This is a genomic window from Psychrobacter sp. AOP22-C1-C5, assembly GCF_052378885.1.
GTDB lineage: Bacteria > Pseudomonadota > Gammaproteobacteria > Pseudomonadales > Moraxellaceae > Psychrobacter.
In genome coordinates this window covers 1-18,316 of record NZ_JBQSYC010000012.1, presented here as the reverse complement: position 1 = coordinate 18,316, position 18,316 = coordinate 1, and the positions used below count along the sequence as shown (strand labels likewise).

Here is an 18,316-nt window from a genome sequence, read left to right as displayed (position 1 = left end):
GCTTAGATCGTTAGTCTTTATGTTTGCTTATTAATAAATTCAGCAACTTGTTTGCTTAGCATTTCCCACAAGGTCTCTTGTGCGCTTTTGCTACCCCATGCATTGTGCGGGCTAAATATGACACGAGGATGATCGGCGAGGGTCAATAGTGGATCATCATCTGTGATTGGCTCTTGTTCAAACACGTCACTGGCGTAACCGATGATTTGCTTATCGTTAATAGCGTCAGCTAAGGCTTGACTATCGACGATCCCGCCGCGTGCGACATTGACGATAAGTGGCTGCTTTGTCATTTTTGTTAAAGTGTCTTTATTAATAAGATGCTGAGTTTGTTCGTTCAGCGGGCAATGCAACGTAATGACATCAGCGCGGGCAAGGACTTCATCGAAGGCTGTGTAATCTTCATTACGCGGTTCTTGTCCTTGATGATCGGCCCATAGTACGGTCATACCAAAGGCACGGGCGATTTCGGTCACGCGTTTACCAATGGTGCCAACCCCAATGATGCCGAGCGTTTTATCTTCCAAATCTATCAGTGGAATATCAAGCAGACAAAAATTACCGTTTGCAAGCCATGTGCCATCAGCGACTTTTTGATGATAATGAATACCTGCGCGCATCGCAGTCAGCATCAGCATAAAGGTATGTTCAGGTACGCTTTTGACTGCATAACCGGCAACGTTATAGAGGGCAACATCGTGTTTGTCGCACGCGTCTTGATCGACGTTGTTCATGCCAGTCGCCGTCAATTGAATCAGCTTGAGCTTGAGCAATTTTGCAATCACGTCAGCGCCAATTTTAACCTTATTGGTAATGATGATGTCGGCATCTTTGCAGCGCTCAATGATGACATTATTGTCTGCAGGCGTGTCGTTATAAGTGACATAATCGCTCACACCAGTCGGTGCGGGCAAATCAACACCATCAGAAAATGTACCTTTATCTAAAAAAACGGCTTGCATGGGTATTCCTTATTTATTGTTTTTACATCGAAAGTAATTATCGACTTAATGTAGCACGTGACTGTTCTTAATCAAAAACGAATCTGTTTTAGGCAAAAATGAATTTGTTAAATACCTTATAATCTCAAGCGCTATCGCAAGCCATCTCTTGAAAATTTAACTTAACGCACTCATCTAGCCGCTAACGTTATATAATGGTTCGGTTTAATGGTTGATTTGATTTATGTTACGACATTGCGCTCATCTCTTTGACGCGTTGCTGCGTGAGTAATCACACCTGCTATTATAGCCACCATAGCTATCTATTTTCTTATCATCTGAGTACAAAAGACATCGCCCTATGACTATCTCTATCGCTTCATTGCACAGCACCGAATTTGCCGTTGGTCAACGTTATTTATCTGATACGGAGTCCGAGCTGGGCTTGGGTGTGGTCATCGATGTAGACGACCGATGTGTACATATTTTATTCCCGCAAAGTGAAGAGACGCGCGTCTATGCCAAAAACTCTGCGCCTTTATCACGCGTGGTGTTCAAAGTTGGCGATAGCATTTACGACCAAGAAGGTAAAAGCTACACAGTCAATGCCGTTGATGAAGTCATGGGTGTGCTCAAATATGGCGTCGATGAGCACGAAAGAGGCATCATGGAAACCCGTCTTGCGGCCAATATCACGCTGGCAAAACCGCTTGAGCGTCTGCTGGCGGGCCGTATTGAACGCGGCGATTGGTATGAGCTGCGTCAAGATATCTTGCGTATGCAGTCGGCGCTTGCCGGTCACCCTCTTAAAGGGCTGATGGGCGCGCGTGTCGATATTATTGAGCATCAGCTGTATATCGCGCATGAAGTGGGTAAACGCATTGCCCCAAGAGTCTTGCTTGCAGATGAAGTAGGACTGGGCAAAACCATTGAAGCGGGTTTGATTATTCATCAGCAGCTACTCACGGGTAAGGCTGAGCGCGTGCTCATCCTTGTGCCAGACAGTCTGCAATATCAGTGGATGATCGAGCTGCGCCGCCGTTTTAATCTAAACTTTGCACTGTTTGATTTGGTGCGTACCGCTGCGATTAAAGAACACGATCCTGAACAAAACGTCTTTATGACTGAGCAATGCATCATTGGTGGCATGGATCTCTTGCTTGATCATCCTGATTTGTATGATCAAGCGATGGAAGCTGGGTTTGATTTATTAGTCGTCGATGAAGCGCATCATCTGCATTGGGATGAGGCGCAAGGCGGCAATGATAAATACGATTTGATTGCAGACTTTGCAGAAGAGACACCTGGGGTCATGCTATTGACGGCAACGCCTGAGCAACTTGGCGCACAAAGCCATTTTGCACGGTTACGCTTACTAGATCCCGATCGTTTTGATGACTTGGATGAGTTCATCGATGGTCAAGAAGCTTTTGCCGAGACGGCAGCCGTCGCTGGCGTGTTGATAGAAGACAAGCCAGTCAGTGACAATCAAATTGCCGCATTAAGCAGCCTATTAGATATCAGCATTGACGAGTTAGCCGCGATCAATGAAGATGAAAAACTGCGAACTTATGCACTTAATGAGTTACTCGATCGTCATGGTACTGGTCGTATTCTTTTCCGTAATACTCGTGAGAGTGTAAAAGGGTTTTATGGTCGTAGCAGTCAGCCGTATCCGCTGCCATTGCCTGAGGCATGGAAAGACAGCTATCAAACCAATGGTAAATTGCGCGAGCAGCTATGGGGCGAAGAAAACCAGCCCGACGGTGGCTGGCTAGAAGACGACCCACGTGTGTCTTGGTTGATTGATATCTTGCGAGGTGATCTCAAGCACAACAAAGTATTGTTGATTGCGCGTAGTGGGGCGACCGTTGAGAGTTTGGAGGCGGTATTGCGTCTGCATGCAGGCATTAAGACCGCTATCTTTACTGAACAGATGACCTTACTTGAGCGTGACCAAGCTGCGGCGTTCTTCGCTGATAGCGAAGGCGCACAGATATTATTGTGTTCAGAGATTGGCTCTGAAGGTCGTAACTTCCAGTTTGCCAGTCAGTTGATTTTATGGGACTTGCCTGCCAATCCAGATACACTAGAGCAGCGTATTGGCCGCTTAGATCGTATCGGACAAACGCAGCAAATCATGTTGCATGTCCCATACGTACAAGGTACGGCACAAGAGCGTCTCTACCATTGGTATAACAGCGCGCTCAATATGTTTAATCAAATTTCACCGACGGCGCAAAGCGTGCAAGAGCAGTATATCCAAGATCTTAAGCCAATGCTTGAAGGTGCTGATACTGCCGATAACCGCGCAACATTGCAAGACATCATTGACGAAGCGCTACAGACGCGATTGGGACTAGAAGCACAGCTGCAAGCAGGTCGCGATCGCTTGCTTGAATATAACTCGTGCCGTCCGCGTGTCGCTGGGCGTATCGCCGATGCCATGCGCGATTTTGACAGCCATAACTTATTGCCGCAATTCATCGAGCGCTTTTTTGCCTCAGCCAATATAGATCACAACATCCAGCGTGATGGTTCGTGGGTCATTGCACCGATTGACAGCACTGAGATTAGTGATTATATCGATGGTTTGCCACTAGGTGATGAAGATGGTATGACGCTCACCTTTGAGCGTGAGCAAGCACTACAACGTGAAGACATCGAGTTCATCACACACGAGCATCCATTGATGCGCGCAATTTATGAGCTGGCGAGCACCAGCACCTTTGGTAATACCACAGTTGCAATGCTAAAAAGTGCCGCTGTCCCTCAAGGCATGGTATTGCTTGAGGTGAATTTTCGTGTTGAAACAATTGCGCCAAGAGTGCTTAACTTGCCTGCGACATTGACCACGCAAAACATTCGTGTGTTTATCAGCGAGCAGGGCAGTGATTTATCTGCTCGCATTAGCGCTGATATGATTATGCCGCACATTGAGCGTTTGGATAAGAACCGTGCCCGTCAAGTGATTAAGGTGCGCGGTGATGTGATTGAGCAGCGTTATTATGAAGCCGAAGACATTGCGCGTCAGCAGTTAGCCGAAATTGGTGAACAAGCCAGTGCACGCTTTAGCCAGCAGTGGTCGCGCGAAATCAAACGCCTAAAGCATCTGCAAACCATCAATCCTAACGTCCGTCCGGCGGAAATTGAGCGTTTAGAACAATTAAAAGCCCAAGGTGAGCAAGCGCTAGGTAGCTTGTCCTTAGTACCTGACTCTATCCGTGTGCTCGTAGCTGTGAAGCCATAAATTTGTCAAATAAATAAAAACGAGAGGTTATCGGACCTCTCGTTTTTTATGGTTCAGGTTGCTTTTATTAACCGCTCCTTATGTATCAGCTCAGTTAAATAAGCTGAGCGATACTTATGAGTAGGCGGTTAGTCTCTAGTCAAAGCCATCAATATTGGGTAAGATGTTTACCTTGCCAATTTATAATAAATGCCTAGGTAGTAAATACTGAGTGATAGCGCTGCTATGACTGTATCTTCTGTTCTAAAATCTCGCTTGTGTGTTTTTAGCAAGTGACATCATATTATTTGAAATTCAAACGCAAAGGATCTGTCGCAATATCATAATCCTATTGATATCGCTGGGTGCTGGGCGTTTTTTATAAAAATAAGGAAACATATCGTCATGTCCGATTATTCGAAACTGATTGATGAGCTGCTGAACACTGTGGCGCTTATTGAAGTGACCCCAGATGTTTTTGAGGGCAAAAGCCATGACTATGTTGGCACTCGTATTTTTGGTGGGCAAGTACTCGCCCAAGCGATTATGGCTGCGGCTCATACGCTGGATAAAGATAAGCCTTGTCACTCATTGCATGGGTATTTTTTGCGCGGTGGTGATATCAATCAGCCTGTTATTTATCAAGTGCGTCGATTGCGTGACGGTCGTAGTTTGTCTGCGCGTGAAGTGACCGCGATTCAATATAAAGAAATGCGCGGTAAGGCGCCTGTTGAGCAAGTCATATTTTCGATGATAGCGTCTTTTTCACCGATGGAAGAGGGCTTGGAGTATCAAGAAGACATGCCAGTTTACCCGCCACCTGAAGATTTGCTGGCAGAGCAGGACTTAAAAGAAGAGTATGTGGGCAAAGTCCCAGACGCACTCAAAGCGCGCTTTATGCGTCGTCGTCATGTGGAGATTAAACCAGTCAAGCCGCGTGACCCGATTCATCCAGAGCCAATGAAACCTAAGCAGGCCAACTGGCTGCGTATTCGCGAGCTGGGCAATCAGCCCGTTGCTATTCAGCAAGCTCTGCTGGCGTTTTCATCAGATTTTTACCTCGTAGGAACAGGGCTAATGTCACATGGCGTTAGCTTTATGACTAGTGGTTTGCAAGCGGCCAGTATCGACCACTCAATGCATTTTCACCGTGATTTTGATCTGAATGGCTGGATGCTATACGACATGTGGAGTGATACAACATCCAATGCTAAAGGGCTAAATCATGGCCAGTTTTGGCAAGATGGTAAGCTGGTCGCCACCGTACAGCAAGAAGGCTTAATGCGTTTGCGTGTGCCCAAGTCCTAGAAGCCAGCCTCAAAGGCATGTCTTAAAACCCAGTCTAGATGCTCAGTCATAAAAAAGTTCTAAGCCCTACCTTTAAAAATGATTTTAAAAATAGCGCTTAGAACTTAGTACTAAATATAAAGTCTAACCATCAATCCTGAGTTTAACGCTCAATAATTTTCATCATGGCGCGAGGCAGTCCTAAACTGTCTTGCGCTTTTTGTTCGGTCAGCCATTTAAAGGCGATATCAGCGGCGACTAATTTTTTATTCAGTCCTGCCATTTGTGTCGCATCAATCGTGAGTTTTTGCGGCGTTAAATACCAGTGAAAATGCGTGAGCGAATGCTTGATAGGCGCGTCATCTAATAAAGTATTGCTCACCGATTCTGCGACCAGTTTATTTTCAATCAACCATTCGCTGATAATTTGCTCAGCGGTAGTAAATTCTACCTCGTATACCTTTTCATTGCTCCGTACGTCTAATAGCGTATCGCCAGTAGCCTTTTCACTTTTCCCTGTCACGTTACCCGTAATTTTTTCGACAAACTGCAATGGCAAACTCCACAATCCGCCCCAAATGCCATTATCAGGACGTTGTAGCCAGAGTATGTCGTGGTCTATACTTTCAATCAGTAAGGCATTGCTAAATTTACTAGGCTTGGCCTGCTTTTTTGCTTTAACAGGGTAGTCGGTTTCGCGCCCCTCTGCATGTGCCAAGCAGTCGTCTTGCAATGGACACAATAGGCAAGCAGGTTTGCTACGCGTGCATAACGTCGCGCCCATATCCATCATCGCTTGCGCGAATAATCCTGAGCATTCGTTAGGCGTTAAACGCTCTGCTAGTGTCCACAGCTCTTTGGTCGTGGCGGACTTGGTAATATCACCATCAATCGCCGCCCAGCGCGTCAGTACGCGTTTGACATTGCCATCGCAGATGACGCCATAATGATGCAATCCCATCGCCATAATCGCGCCCGCCGTCGATGGGCCAACGCCAGAAATCGCTTCCCAGCCTGCTAAGGTCTGTGGAAAATCACTTGTTGCCTCGATGACCGTAACCAATTGCTTTGCGCCTTTATGCAAATTACGTGCGCGCGCATAGTAGCCAAGCCCTGCCCAATGTTCGGCGACCAAATCCCAGTCGGCAGCAGCTAAATCTTGCACGGTCGGAAACGACGCCATAAAGCGTGCAAAGTAAGGCAGCACGGTCGTCACTTGCGTTTGCTGGAGCATGACTTCTGATAGCCAAACGATATAAGGATTCGGTGTATCGGTTTGGTGCTGTTGCCACGGCAGATCGTGGCGACCATTTTCGGCAAACCAGTCGAGTAGGCGTGGGGCGAAGGAGTTGAGGGAGGAAGAGAGCTGAGAAAAATGAGTAGGCAAAGATGTTCCTTGTGCGTCAATAAATGACTCAGAGGGGTTATGGTTAAGGTAGTTTATGGGGTTTAATATGACTGATACAAGAAAGTAAGAGGTAGGATAACTGAGAAATTTGCCAACATTAGTTTTTTAATATATTATCTAGTAAATTTTATTAATGCTTATAAGTATAACAGCATAAATTGTTTAGTAGAAACATGACATGGTTGAATTTAGAATACTACTCCTACAAAAAGCAATTATTTTCTTAGTCGCAGCAATCTTACCGGTTTTTACTTTAGCATCAGATTTTAGACAAACGCAAACTATAGCTAAAGAAGGTGATGCTGAGGCTGAATACAATTTAGGTGTTTTATATAGTAAGGGTAGAGGAGTCTCGCAAGATTTCGCTATGGCAGCGAAATGGTATATGAAGGCAGCTAACCAAGGGTTAGCAGAAGCTCAAACTAATCTAGGTACATTATATAGAAATGGAGAAGGTGTTCCTCAGAATTATTCTAAAGCAGCTGAATTGTATCAAAAAGCAGCCAATCAAGGTCTACCAGAAGCTCAATATAATTTAGGTGTATTACACAGTAAGGGTAGAGGAGTTCCTAAAGATCCTAACAAAGCATTTGAGCTGTATGAAAAAGCAGCTAGTAAAGGGTTAGGTCAGGCGCAAACAGCTATAGCTTTAATGTACTACGAGGGTACAGACATCCCTCAAGATTATGCTAAAGCAGCTGAATTGTATCGAAAAGCAGCCAATCAAGGGTTAGCTATGGCTCAAGTCTCTCTAGGTGTATTATATAGTAATGGGCTTGGCGTTCGTCAAGATTTTGAACAAGCAAGACAATGGTATGAAAAAGCAGCTAATCAAGGATCAGTCGAAGCTCAATACAATTTAGGTATAACATACATAAAGGGAGCTGGTGTTCGTCAGGACTGGGCTACTGCTAAGAAGTGGTTCGGCAAATCTTGCGATAATGGCAGTCAAAAAGGCTGTAATAATTATCTAATGTTAAATCAGAATTATTAGTAGAAAAAACAATTAATTTATGTGGTTATCAAATAAGATCTAGCAACGTTAGAAGTTAGAGATAGAAATATTTACGTTGCTAGGCCTATTGTGTTTATTAACTTTGATTACTTCCGATTCTGTCGCGTCCGCTTTTTACGTAGACGTTTTTCCTCTTCCTTGGCCTTTCTTTTTTCTTCTGCGGCGATGCGCTGCTCGGCGACGACGATTTCTTCCGCTTCAATCATAGCGGGTGTCTCAAGCGTGATACGTCCAATCTTTGCGCTACGCAGTTCATTAATCAGAATTTCAGACATGCGATACGTATCGACTTGATTGCCCGCACGCACACAGCCACGATTACGACCTGCTATTTCAAAAAACTCCCAATCGGTCTTGGGTAGCTCGTCAATTTTATAGCGAGTTTTTAGCAGCTCAGGGTAGGCGTGCATTAGGTATTCAGCGGTATAGCTTGCGACATCAGCGAAGTCAAACGCGGTGTCACGGATACCGCCCGTAGCAGCCAGACGATAGCCAGAGTTTTCATTTTCAACCTTTGGCCATAGCATACCGGGCGTGTCGTAAAGCATGATGTCATCGTCGAGTTTGATAAGCTGCTGCGACTTGGTTACTGCTGGCTCATCGCCTGTTTTTGCCACAGCGCGTCCAGCCAAGGTATTAATCAAGGTTGATTTACCTACGTTTGGAATGCCCATGATCATGGCTTTGATTTGGCGACCTGTCCCGACTTTATTGGGAACAAGGTGTTTACAGATGGCGATGATGCGTTTTACATCATTGGCTTTATCGGTGTCGCACGCAATCGCTTTGACGCTGTTTTGCTGCTCAAGATGATCCATCCATATTTGGGTCAATTCAGGATCAGCAAGGTCGGCTTTGTTCAAGATTTTGATGACGGGTTTTTCGCCGCGTAGTGCTGCGACCATTGGGTTTTCGCTACTATAAGGAATGCGCGCATCAATCACTTCGATGATCACATCCATTTGGGGCATGATTTCTTTGATTTCGTTGCGGGCTTTGTTCATGTGCCCGGGGAACCACTGAATACTTGCTCTCTTATCCATCTGCTTTTATAACCTTGTCATTCATAGAATTTGGCGCTAAGGGTATTGCTTTTATTTTGGCAACACCTTTAGTCATGGCAGTCAGTTTACTACAGAACCACCTTGCTCACGGCACAATTTCATCTTGCTAGACACCTAGTTACTTTTGCGGCTTATCAATACTTTCTTCAATGGCTGGCGGTAAGGGTGCCAAATACCCAATCAACAGTATCAAGCTGCCCGCACCAAGGAAAGAGATCACCCGCCAAATCGCTTCGGTCTGTGACAGATCGACCAAGACCAGCTTCAGCACGACGATGCCGAGTAGCCCAATGCCCATAAACCAAAGCGCGCGCTGCCAGTAGCGACTGGCGATGATTGTGGCGATCAATGCGAGAAGCGTCCATAAAATCGTCAACCCAGTCTGCACTTGCTCACTCTGCCAAGCGCCTGTATCCCAAAGTGGCGTACCAATAAAGGCGTGTAGCGTCCTGATTAGCACAATGGAGATAAACCAAAAGCTAATCAGTCCGAGTACAATCAATAGATTGTCCGTATTAGTGACTTTTTTAAGTTTGCGATCGGTGTTTGATGAGCTTGGCTTGGTCGCATCGTACTTTTGGTTTATATAATAAAGGCCAAAACCCGTCAACAGCACCAGTGATGATGTGACGTCATATAGATTCAGCACGGGGAAGTAGGGCAGACCCCAAATCACACCGTCATAAGACCAGTTAGTAATAATCACCCAAAGCAGGGCAATGGGCGTAAAAACGCTTGCGCAGTTTATTAATGCCTGTTGCCAGTCAAACCAAGGTAGCAGACGAGTTGATGTGTTCTGCACTTGCGCCGCTTGATGACGACTACGGGCAAGACGATAACTAAACCACAATCCTGATACGATCAAACAAGTTGGAATTAAGATGGTCATCACGCCTTCAGAGTCTGGAAGCCCATAATGGGCAGCAGCAGCGATAAGTAAAAGACCGGTGCCAAGCCAAATAGCGTCAGCATAACGCGGTGTCTTAATATCGTTATCAGCATGCCAAGTTTTTAACCAGAGCTGCCCAATGCTTAACCAGCCAATTATTAAGACCGCAAACACAAGCCATTCTACTGTTGTCCATGTCAAATTTTGCTCAAACTTCTGCGGTAATTGTAGTACCAACATCGCATAAAATACGAGCGACACCCAATAGCTAAGTTTTTTGATTTCCGTCCATGAGTAATACCGATTGATTAGCCAATAAGCCGCTAAGCTAATAAGGGTCGCCTGCGCAATGAGCATAGAGGTTGACTGCCAGATGTCGAACCAATGGCTCAAGTCAATCATCAGTACATGTAGCATCCAGACCACTGCCGTCAAGGTCAAAAACGAGACCAATATCGGATTGCGCCACACAAGGTTAAATACTTGGCTTTGGCTGTCGATTGAGGCAAGCCACTGGCGAGCGGCGCGAGTGCTAATACCTAGGGCGTCGGCGTAGGTCGATATGGTCGCCGACGTCGCATCAAGTTGTGAGTCATCTGCTGAGAAAACTGCAAGGCTATCGGCATTGTCTTTTTTGGCTATAAATACCGTCGGTGAGTTGCTGACACGTAAGATAAATACCGTGGCAAGATAGCTGAGTGCCGAAATACTTAAGGCTAATATAGGGTCGTCTTCACCAGAGAATACCGTGGTCTCTATCAACATTCCGATACTTAAAAGCTGTAATAACACGCCAAACAATACCGACCATGCTCGTAGTGAGCGCCTGCCAAACCAAACCAGCGTCAATCCTTGCATTGACCAGCCAAAGGCAATCCATTCAGCATCGAATACCAGCGGAATGACTAATGCCAAAAACCCAAAGCCGAGTGCCAGCATGCCTTCAGTGATGAGCGCATAACGCTGACTTTGCTTAATAAAGACCCAGCCCAATCCAAGATATACAACCGCTAAAATCGCACTGGTGATCGATAAGGCATTGGGAATGTCATCAAGTAATGCCGCAAGTAGCCCAAAAGCAAGCAGCGGCACTGAAAACAATAAGCCGGTATCAATAGGAAACAGATAAGTCGTCTGCCCGGTAGCTAAAATATCTGCCGTATCTGTCTTAGCATTATTATTGAGCGATTGAACAGGGCTAATAGCAACTTCGTTAGATGTGTTATAGCTGATAATTTGCTGCGCATAGCGAATGACAACAAAGAGATAAAGAAGCCAATGTAAGACAACCAGTAACACTAAAGGCCAGCGCTGCGAGTCAATCAAAGCGCTTAAGTTCTCGCTCATGCCCCAGTAGTAGGCCAGACCAAAAGTTATCACGACTCCGAATAGATTTAATATTTTCCAAGGACGGTAATGAGCGATTACGGCAATGGTGACGTTTAGCAAAAGATAATAGCTGAACAATACGACCAAACTGCCTGTATCCTCACTGGTCAAGATGGGCGCAAAAAAACCGCCGGATAATGCCAGTAAGGCAAGCGGAAAAGCGTTTTGCCGCACTGCCAAAAAAATCGTAATGACAGACAACAGACCAAGTCCAATGAAGCTCGGTATACTTGGAATAATCTGATAAACGCTATAAGCGAAAAAGGTACTCAAATACGCAATCGCCAGACCAGTACCTTGTAAAGTGGTGCCATAGGAGAAGCGTTTTGCCGTCAGTTTGTATCCCAGTCCCGCCAGCCCAAGTCCCATGATACCGATTGCCATGAGCTTAGTCGCAATTGAAATCTCTATATACTCGCTCAACAGACGTAGCAACAGCACCACGCCCACTAGTAATACCAACACGCCAACACGCACGACCAAATTGCCACCGAAAAACCAGTTTTTAACCGAATGGATCAATGAGGTGACGATGGGTAATGAGCGCTCATCAGGCTCTATAGGCGAGGTCTGTGTGTTGTTTTTTGCAGTGGTTTTTGTAGTGATTAACGGGCTGTTGTCTAATGAATCAGCACTAGAAGCAGATGATGAAAGATCGGTTGTAGCAATGGTTGGGCGCGATGGTGGCCATGTGGGCACAGCAGATGAATCTATAGATAAGTCTGATGAATTAAGAACATTATTAGTGATGCTACTGTCTGTCGCAGAACCATCGTATCCATCTTTTTCATCAGCTAAGTGAGCGTGCGCAGACGTTGTATCGCGCGCTTTTTGTTGCTCAAGCGCTATTTGCAGCTTAATCACATCGCGGCGTAGCTGCTTTACTTGCTGGCTTATCCTACTATATAACGCGACAACCACGATCAATAAAGCGATAAAAGTCAACCAACCCAATTGACTTATCAATAGATATAACATCTTCTTCACTCAATCCCATTCACGATGAAAAGATAATGACGCTATTTGCTGAGAAGTACAAGATAGGTTGTGCTACTTGCCCAGATAAATGTTGAAGGGTAAAAAAAGAGGCCAGCTTAATAAATAAGCTGACCTCACATTTGTTTTTATCTTACTTTTATCTTATTGAGTATATTTTTATATAAGATCTCAATAAAGGTTATACCGATACAGATTTATGCCAAGTTGGTTTTCATAAACTCAAGCATATTTTCCCAGCTTTGCTTGGCAGCGGCTTCATTATAGCCAAGATCTGCATTGTTTTCAGCAGCGCGTTCGTCTGCATGCGGGTTAGTGAAGCCATGTTTGGCATCATCATAGACATCAATAGTATAATCGACATCAGCGGCATCCAGCTCTTCTTTTAGACCTTCAATCGCTTCCATCGATACCATTGAGTCATCACGACCATGAGCGACCAGTACTTTTGCTTTAAAGTTTTTGTCCGCAGGTTGTTTTGGTGTTGGATTACCATGGAAAGTTGCCACTGCTTTTAGTGGCATGCCTTCGCGCGCCATATCGAGTACCACTTTGCCACCGAAACAAAAGCCAATCGCTGCTAGCTTGTCACCATCGACTGCTAACTGATCGCTAAAATCATTTAGAATCAAGCGGCAACGTGCCATCAGCATGTCTTGATCGGCCAATACTTGCTCCATCCACATGTTTGCCATTGATGCATCGGTGGTCAGTTTGCCTTCACCATAAACGTCCATAGCAACAGCGGCATAGCCAGCTTTAGCCAAACGCTCAACCACAGATTTTGGATGATCGACCACGCCCCACCATTCTGGTGCAACCAAGATACCTGCAACTGGCTTATCATCAGCAGCATCTTCTGGTAAGGCGACATAGCTTATCAGCTCAACGTTATTTTCGGTGGTGCTGATCAATTCAAAGGTTTTAATTGACATTTTATTGTCCTTTTTTGTGTTATGAGTTTTAGTTATCTATATTTATAGTCGTTCGTTTTCTGACTTTTATTACCTTAACGCCCATGCCAAGCAAAAACAGCTATAATACTGTAACGCTCTTTATCAAAATGCTACTGCCGCCTTATGACTATCAATTTTTTAAACCAAAACACTGCCAGTTTGAATACTGACTTAGAGGTGTTGTTAGACTCTCAGCCAAATATTCAGGCGACTACTAAGTCCGACCAGTCTGTGACTTTGTTCCCCGAAGCGGGTGGGACTGAGACAGTGCGTCCAGAGTTTTGGTCACGCTTTGCCTTGACTGAGCTAAACCATAGCGAGTGGGAAGCCTTGTGCGATGGCTGCGGCAGTTGCTGTTTAATCAAATACATCGACAACGATGACGATGAAGAATTGGTTGAGTACACTGATGTCACCTGCCAGCTAATGGACTGTGCAACGGGGTATTGCCAACATTACGCGACGCGCCAAGAGCATGTGCCAGATTGTATCCAGCTCACTATTCACAATCTGCCCAAAATGATGTGGCTACCCTCGCATTGTGCTTACAAGCGCTTGTATAAAGGTCAAAATTTGCCAAGTTGGCATCTATTATTGACTGGGAATGCGGTGGCGACGCAGCAGCAAATGCGCGCCGCAAATGTTGGCGTCGCTGGGCGCTGCGTGAGCGAGATCGGCATGAGTGATGAAGAAATGGAAACGCGGGTTGTCAATTGGGTAAAGCCTTAGGCGGCTTCAAGTTTTACCCTTTTACGCCGCTATTCAGCTACCTGAGATGCAGATTCGGCCTGCGCTTCGGCCTCAGCTTTTGAATCAGCCAGTTGCGGAATGGGAATGCCTTGACGGATTTGCTGAGAAAAATCACGGCTATTACGATTAGAGTCTACATTGATTTGATTATCAAATCCTATCACTTTTGGGTTGATGTGTGTGCGCTCATACCACGTGTCCATCGACCAAGTCTGACCATCCGCGTTTGGATTGGCATCGAGCATACCGACATCGTATAGGTAGTTTGGCAGCCAGCCAGATACCCAAATGCGATAATCCCACGGCAAGCGATCGCCACTGACGATGCGTGCCATATAAAATATAATATTGGTGCAGTTGCTAAGCAGTGTATTGTACCAAGCAGGCGCTGCATTCAAGTCGTCGGCGGCACTCAGATAAGAGTCAAACAGCGATCTGACCTCATGGTGTTGCAAATGGCTGACAGGAAACAGATAAACCTGCTCACCGCGCGCGTTACTACGCGTGTAGATGACATCGCGCTCTTCTGCTGCAATAAGGCTTAGCTCATACCGTCTAAAAAACCCCGCCAATGCCGAAAAAGACTCGCCTTTTTCTTTACGAATCTCAAATGAGAAGGCAAGCGGTCGATCATCTTCAAAACGAAAGCTGACCAAGGTATGAGCGATAAGTGGCCCCATCCAATAGGAGTTCGTGACATCGACGCCCGATAATTTGGACAAATCAACTGTTCGTGTCTCCCAATGCTCTGTCGCATCAGTGTCAGTTTGCCAATCAAAATTTCGTACATTGGTCAAGGTAATCAAATCAGGATTGGTCGCATTGCGCTCATAAGTGACTTGCCGGTCGACCTCCGCCATCCAGTCGCGGTCTTGCTTGGGTTCAATAGAAAAAAACCAGCCAACACCCATGAGCCAAACAACCGCGTACAATCCTGATAGCCATTTAATATGAGTGTTTTTATAGGACGTTCTCTTAGTATTAATGGGAGAAACAGTGCTGTAAGTCGTCTTTTTCTTAAAGAATTTTTTGTCAAAAATTTGAGGTGAATAATGGGCTGCAAACAACGCCGTCAACAAGCCAACAATCACAATTGTTGTTGACCAAGTGATTGCGCTTGCGCTTCCAAATTGATACCAAATCGCTAGCAGTAACCACACTGCAGACAATATAAGCACGAGTGCAATGAAACATTGAACAATATAACGTCGCCACTGTTGCCATTTGGTCAGTTGAGGGTTGTCACGATAGGTTTGTTTTTCTGCATCATAACTGTTCTTGCCATAACTTTTGCCGTGACTGTCTAAGCCGTTATCTGATTGATGGCTATTGGAGTGAGAAGAAAGCAAGCGAGAAAAAAAGGAACGTAGCGACATAAGGATTATTTTGATAAATAAAGGCTTTGACCATAACAAAGTTTATAACACACTGACAATACAATTTGAGTGAATTTGTCGTTGAATGTCGGTCACCCATACGATAAAGTGAAGCTGATTTATGTCGGTCTCTTATTGTTTAATAATAAAAGAGCGGTTTTATTTGTGACTTCTGTCCCCATCTACAAGCTATCTGTCGTTTATTTACTATTTTCATTATTATTGACTATCGTCATTAACTAAAGAGGTTAAATCACACCACCATGTCTGACGACACTCCCAGCCCGAGTAGTTGGTCGATGCGCGGCTTAAAACGCTGGCTATCGACCGCCCCTGAAACCCGTGATGAACTGATTCGTTTGGTACAAGACTCGCGCCAATTTTTAGAACCTGATACGGTTGATATGTTAGAAGGCGTGCTAGATTTGCCAGCGACGCAAGTGCGCGAAATCATGACGCCTCGCCCGCAAGTGATTGGCTTGCATGAAAGCACAAGCCTCACTGAAGTGATGGATATCATCCTAGATACTACCCACTCTCGCTATCCAGTATTTGACAGTCAAGATGATGATGCCGTCATTGGTATCTTGCTGGCAAAGGACTTGATTCCTATTCTTGTCCATATGGTGCGTAACCAAGAAGAAAAAATCGATAGTAAACGTCTCAGAGACTTAGTACGTCAGCCACTATATATTAGTGAGACGGCGCGCTCTGATACATTGCTACGCTCATTGCAGCGCACGCAAGTGCACATGGCAATTGTCGTCGATGAGTTTGGTAATTTTGGCGGTGTGGTTACTATGGAAGATTTGCTCGAAGAGATTGTCGGTGACATCGTCGATGAGCACGATGACTTTGACGAGGACAGCGATATCAACAATATCGTGGCCGATCCTGAAAAGCCAAACACATGGCGTGTGCAAGCGTCTACCGTGATTGAAAACTGTAACGATGAGTTGGGCAGCCATTTCGATGATACCGATGTTGATACCATGGGCGGTCTCGTCATGCAGGCACTTGGTCATGTGGGTGACTTAGAAGGCGAGAGTGTGATAATAGATGATTGGAAAATTACCATTACCGATGTCGAGGGGCGCTTTATTCAAAACTTAGAGCTCACCAAGGTAAGTGAGAGTCCGCAAATATTGATAGGCAGTCATTAATTCCTCAATAATGGTCTCATAGCTAGAAATCTATTTAAAAAACACGATTGCGGTCGTGTTTTTTTTTGATAAGCAGTTTTTGCTACGCAATTTTACCCATTGATTGGGTTAGGCTGGTATCATGAGCGGGTTTAATTTTTAGACACTTTTTATACATTGTATGAAACCTACTACGGTCGGTTTTCGCTTGGGTTTACCTGAGTATTTAATGTATCAAAAGTATCGAAAATATCAATGCTTGAAAATCTTGGGAAATCTGGATAACTGCTATGCGTCTGTCTACTGTTGATTTGCAAAAACGTCTGAACCCCGATAAACCAAAACGCTTACCGATGTTGGTGACGGTATTGATTGCTTGGCTGGCGGGGGCCGTGTTTACGTTTGCACTCGCACCTTATGGTATTTGGCCGCTTGCGTTGTTGTCGCCTGCTATTTTATACGCTTTACTGATTCCTGAGATGAGTGGTAAACGTGCTTTTCTTATCGGGGAAGCTTATGGGACTGGACTCTGGTGTGTTGGCGCGTTTTGGCTATATACCTCAATTCACGTTTATGGCGATACTCCTGTATGGCTTGCGCTTATTATGATTGCATTGATGGGTCTGGGCATGGGGTTGTTCCATGGCTTTATGGCACTGATATTCAATCGTATGGTCGGTAAGCAGCCGCTGTCTTTTGCCGCGCTCTGGATCTTGCAAGAATGGATGAAAACGTGGTTATTTACCGGTTTTCCGTGGTTGTTCGTGGGTTACGCCTTCACCGAACAGTATTGGTTGTCTTCATTAGCGCCTGTTGCAGGCGTTTTTGCCGTCTCTTTTGTCGCTGTATTGGTCGCGACAAGCGTGGTCGAGCTATTGCGTCGCCGTGGCGGTTATATGCTTCCATCAGTGGCTTTGTTGGTTATTAGCACAGCATTATGGCTTATCAACCCACAGTGGACAAAACCAAAAGGTACGCCTGATTTGTCCGTGTCTTTGATTCAAGGTAATATTCCACAAGACTTAAAATGGCTTACCGAATATCAGATTGAAACCCTAAAAATCTATGCAAACTTGACGAGTACAGAGTGGGATCGTGACCTTGTTCTGTGGCCTGAGTCATCGATTCCGATGTTTCAAACAGAAGCGGTTGGCTTTATTAGTGAAATGGTCAAAATGGCCAAAGAAACTGATACAACGTGGGTGACAGGCATCCCTTATAAGGATGAAGCGGCTTTCAATGCCAGTACTGATAAGTATCCTCCGTTTTATAACAGTGTGATCGCCTTGGGCGCAGACGCAGAAGGTCTCTATAAAAAACAACGCTTAGTACCGTTTGGCGAGTACATACCTTTTGAAGGGGTATTAGATATTTTGCCAAACTTAGCAGGCAGCCAAGACATCATGAGTTACAGCCGTGGTAGCGATAAGCAAGCACCGCTGCGTGTACGTGGCCATAATTTGGGCGCTGCTATTTGTTATGAAGTTGCTTATCCAGATACCACGCGTAGAAATGCGATTGGTACGGATTTTTTATTGACCATCTCAAATGATGCATGGTTTGGCACATCAGCCGGTCCATTACAACATTTGCAAATGGTACAGATGCGAGCGCTTGAAAACGGTCGCTGGTTTATGCGAGCCACCAATACGGGTGTAACAGCGATTATCGACCATAAAGGCCGTATCGTCGAACGTGCGCCGCAATTTGAGCGTACGGTATTGCGCGGTGATGTTCAGGCACGGGTTGGTAATACGCCATTTATGCGTTTTGGTCATTATCCTATTTTGTTTGTCATGACGCTGTTGCTTATATTGAGCTATTTTGGCAAGCGTACAACGAAGCACGCCCGTTCGAACAAGCAGATTACTAAG

At 45.2% G+C, this 18,316-nt stretch carries 12 protein-coding genes; 6 read left to right on the top strand and 6 right to left on the bottom strand.

Annotated features, from left to right (window positions below; translation table 11 throughout):
* Positions 1–17: 17 nt before the first annotated feature.
* Complete coding sequence (locus ACT3TH_RS12405; protein WP_444756143.1) at positions 18–962, bottom strand: D-2-hydroxyacid dehydrogenase; 945 nt, start codon at positions 960–962, stop codon at positions 18–20.
* 340 nt (positions 963–1,302) lie between these two features.
* Here ACT3TH_RS12405 and rapA point away from each other — a divergent pair, with 340 nt between their 5' ends.
* Together rapA and ACT3TH_RS12395 are read left to right on the top strand one after the other, a co-directional pair.
* Entirely contained in the window at positions 1,303–4,191 is a 2,889-nt protein-coding gene (gene rapA, locus ACT3TH_RS12400) for an RNA polymerase-associated protein RapA (protein WP_444756142.1), read from the top strand.
* Between the two features lie 384 nt (positions 4,192–4,575).
* Positions 4,576–5,478, top strand: a complete 903-nt coding sequence (locus tag ACT3TH_RS12395; protein WP_444756141.1) for an acyl-CoA thioesterase — start codon at positions 4,576–4,578, stop codon at positions 5,476–5,478.
* Between the two features lie 142 nt (positions 5,479–5,620).
* Here ACT3TH_RS12395 and mutY read toward each other — a convergent pair whose 3' ends face one another.
* Positions 5,621–6,844, bottom strand: a complete 1,224-nt coding sequence (gene mutY / locus ACT3TH_RS12390) for an A/G-specific adenine glycosylase (protein ID WP_444756140.1) — start codon at positions 6,842–6,844, stop codon at positions 5,621–5,623.
* Positions 6,845–7,043: 199 nt separating this feature from the next.
* On the opposite strand from mutY, the gene ACT3TH_RS12385 reads away from it, so the two are divergent.
* Positions 7,044–7,859: an SEL1-like repeat protein gene (locus ACT3TH_RS12385; protein ID WP_444756139.1), complete on the top strand. Its 816-nt coding sequence runs from the start codon at positions 7,044–7,046 to the stop codon at positions 7,857–7,859.
* Between the two features lie 107 nt (positions 7,860–7,966).
* Here ACT3TH_RS12385 and ylqF read toward each other — a convergent pair whose 3' ends face one another.
* From ylqF to ACT3TH_RS12370, 3 genes are all read right to left on the bottom strand, one after another.
* On the bottom strand, positions 7,967–8,923 hold the full coding sequence (gene ylqF, locus ACT3TH_RS12380) for a ribosome biogenesis GTPase YlqF (RefSeq protein WP_444756138.1): 957 nt from the start codon (positions 8,921–8,923) through the stop codon (positions 7,967–7,969).
* A gap of 139 nt (positions 8,924–9,062) precedes the next feature.
* Positions 9,063–12,200, bottom strand: a complete 3,138-nt coding sequence (locus ACT3TH_RS12375; RefSeq protein ID WP_444756201.1) for a DUF2339 domain-containing protein — start codon at positions 12,198–12,200, stop codon at positions 9,063–9,065.
* Between the two features lie 215 nt (positions 12,201–12,415).
* Positions 12,416–13,153: a dienelactone hydrolase family protein gene (locus ACT3TH_RS12370; protein ID WP_444756137.1), complete on the bottom strand. Its 738-nt coding sequence runs from the start codon at positions 13,151–13,153 to the stop codon at positions 12,416–12,418.
* 258 nt (positions 13,154–13,411) lie between these two features.
* On the opposite strand from ACT3TH_RS12370, the gene ACT3TH_RS12365 reads away from it, so the two are divergent.
* Complete coding sequence (locus ACT3TH_RS12365) at positions 13,412–13,903, top strand: YcgN family cysteine cluster protein (RefSeq protein ID WP_444756200.1); 492 nt, start codon at positions 13,412–13,414, stop codon at positions 13,901–13,903.
* Between the two features lie 29 nt (positions 13,904–13,932).
* On the opposite strand, the gene ACT3TH_RS12360 is transcribed toward ACT3TH_RS12365, so the two are convergent.
* Entirely contained in the window at positions 13,933–15,300 is a 1,368-nt protein-coding gene (locus tag ACT3TH_RS12360) for an Lnb N-terminal periplasmic domain-containing protein (protein ID WP_444756136.1), read from the bottom strand.
* Between the two features lie 263 nt (positions 15,301–15,563).
* On the opposite strand from ACT3TH_RS12360, the gene ACT3TH_RS12355 reads away from it, so the two are divergent.
* Together ACT3TH_RS12355 and lnt are read left to right on the top strand one after the other, a co-directional pair.
* A complete protein-coding gene (locus ACT3TH_RS12355) occupies positions 15,564–16,463 on the top strand; it encodes a CBS domain-containing protein (RefSeq protein ID WP_444756135.1) in 900 nt (299 codons plus the stop codon).
* A 269-nt stretch (positions 16,464–16,732) separates the two neighbouring features.
* On the top strand, positions 16,733–18,316 hold a 1,584-nt coding region (gene lnt, locus ACT3TH_RS12350; protein ID WP_444756134.1), incomplete at its 3' end, for an apolipoprotein N-acyltransferase.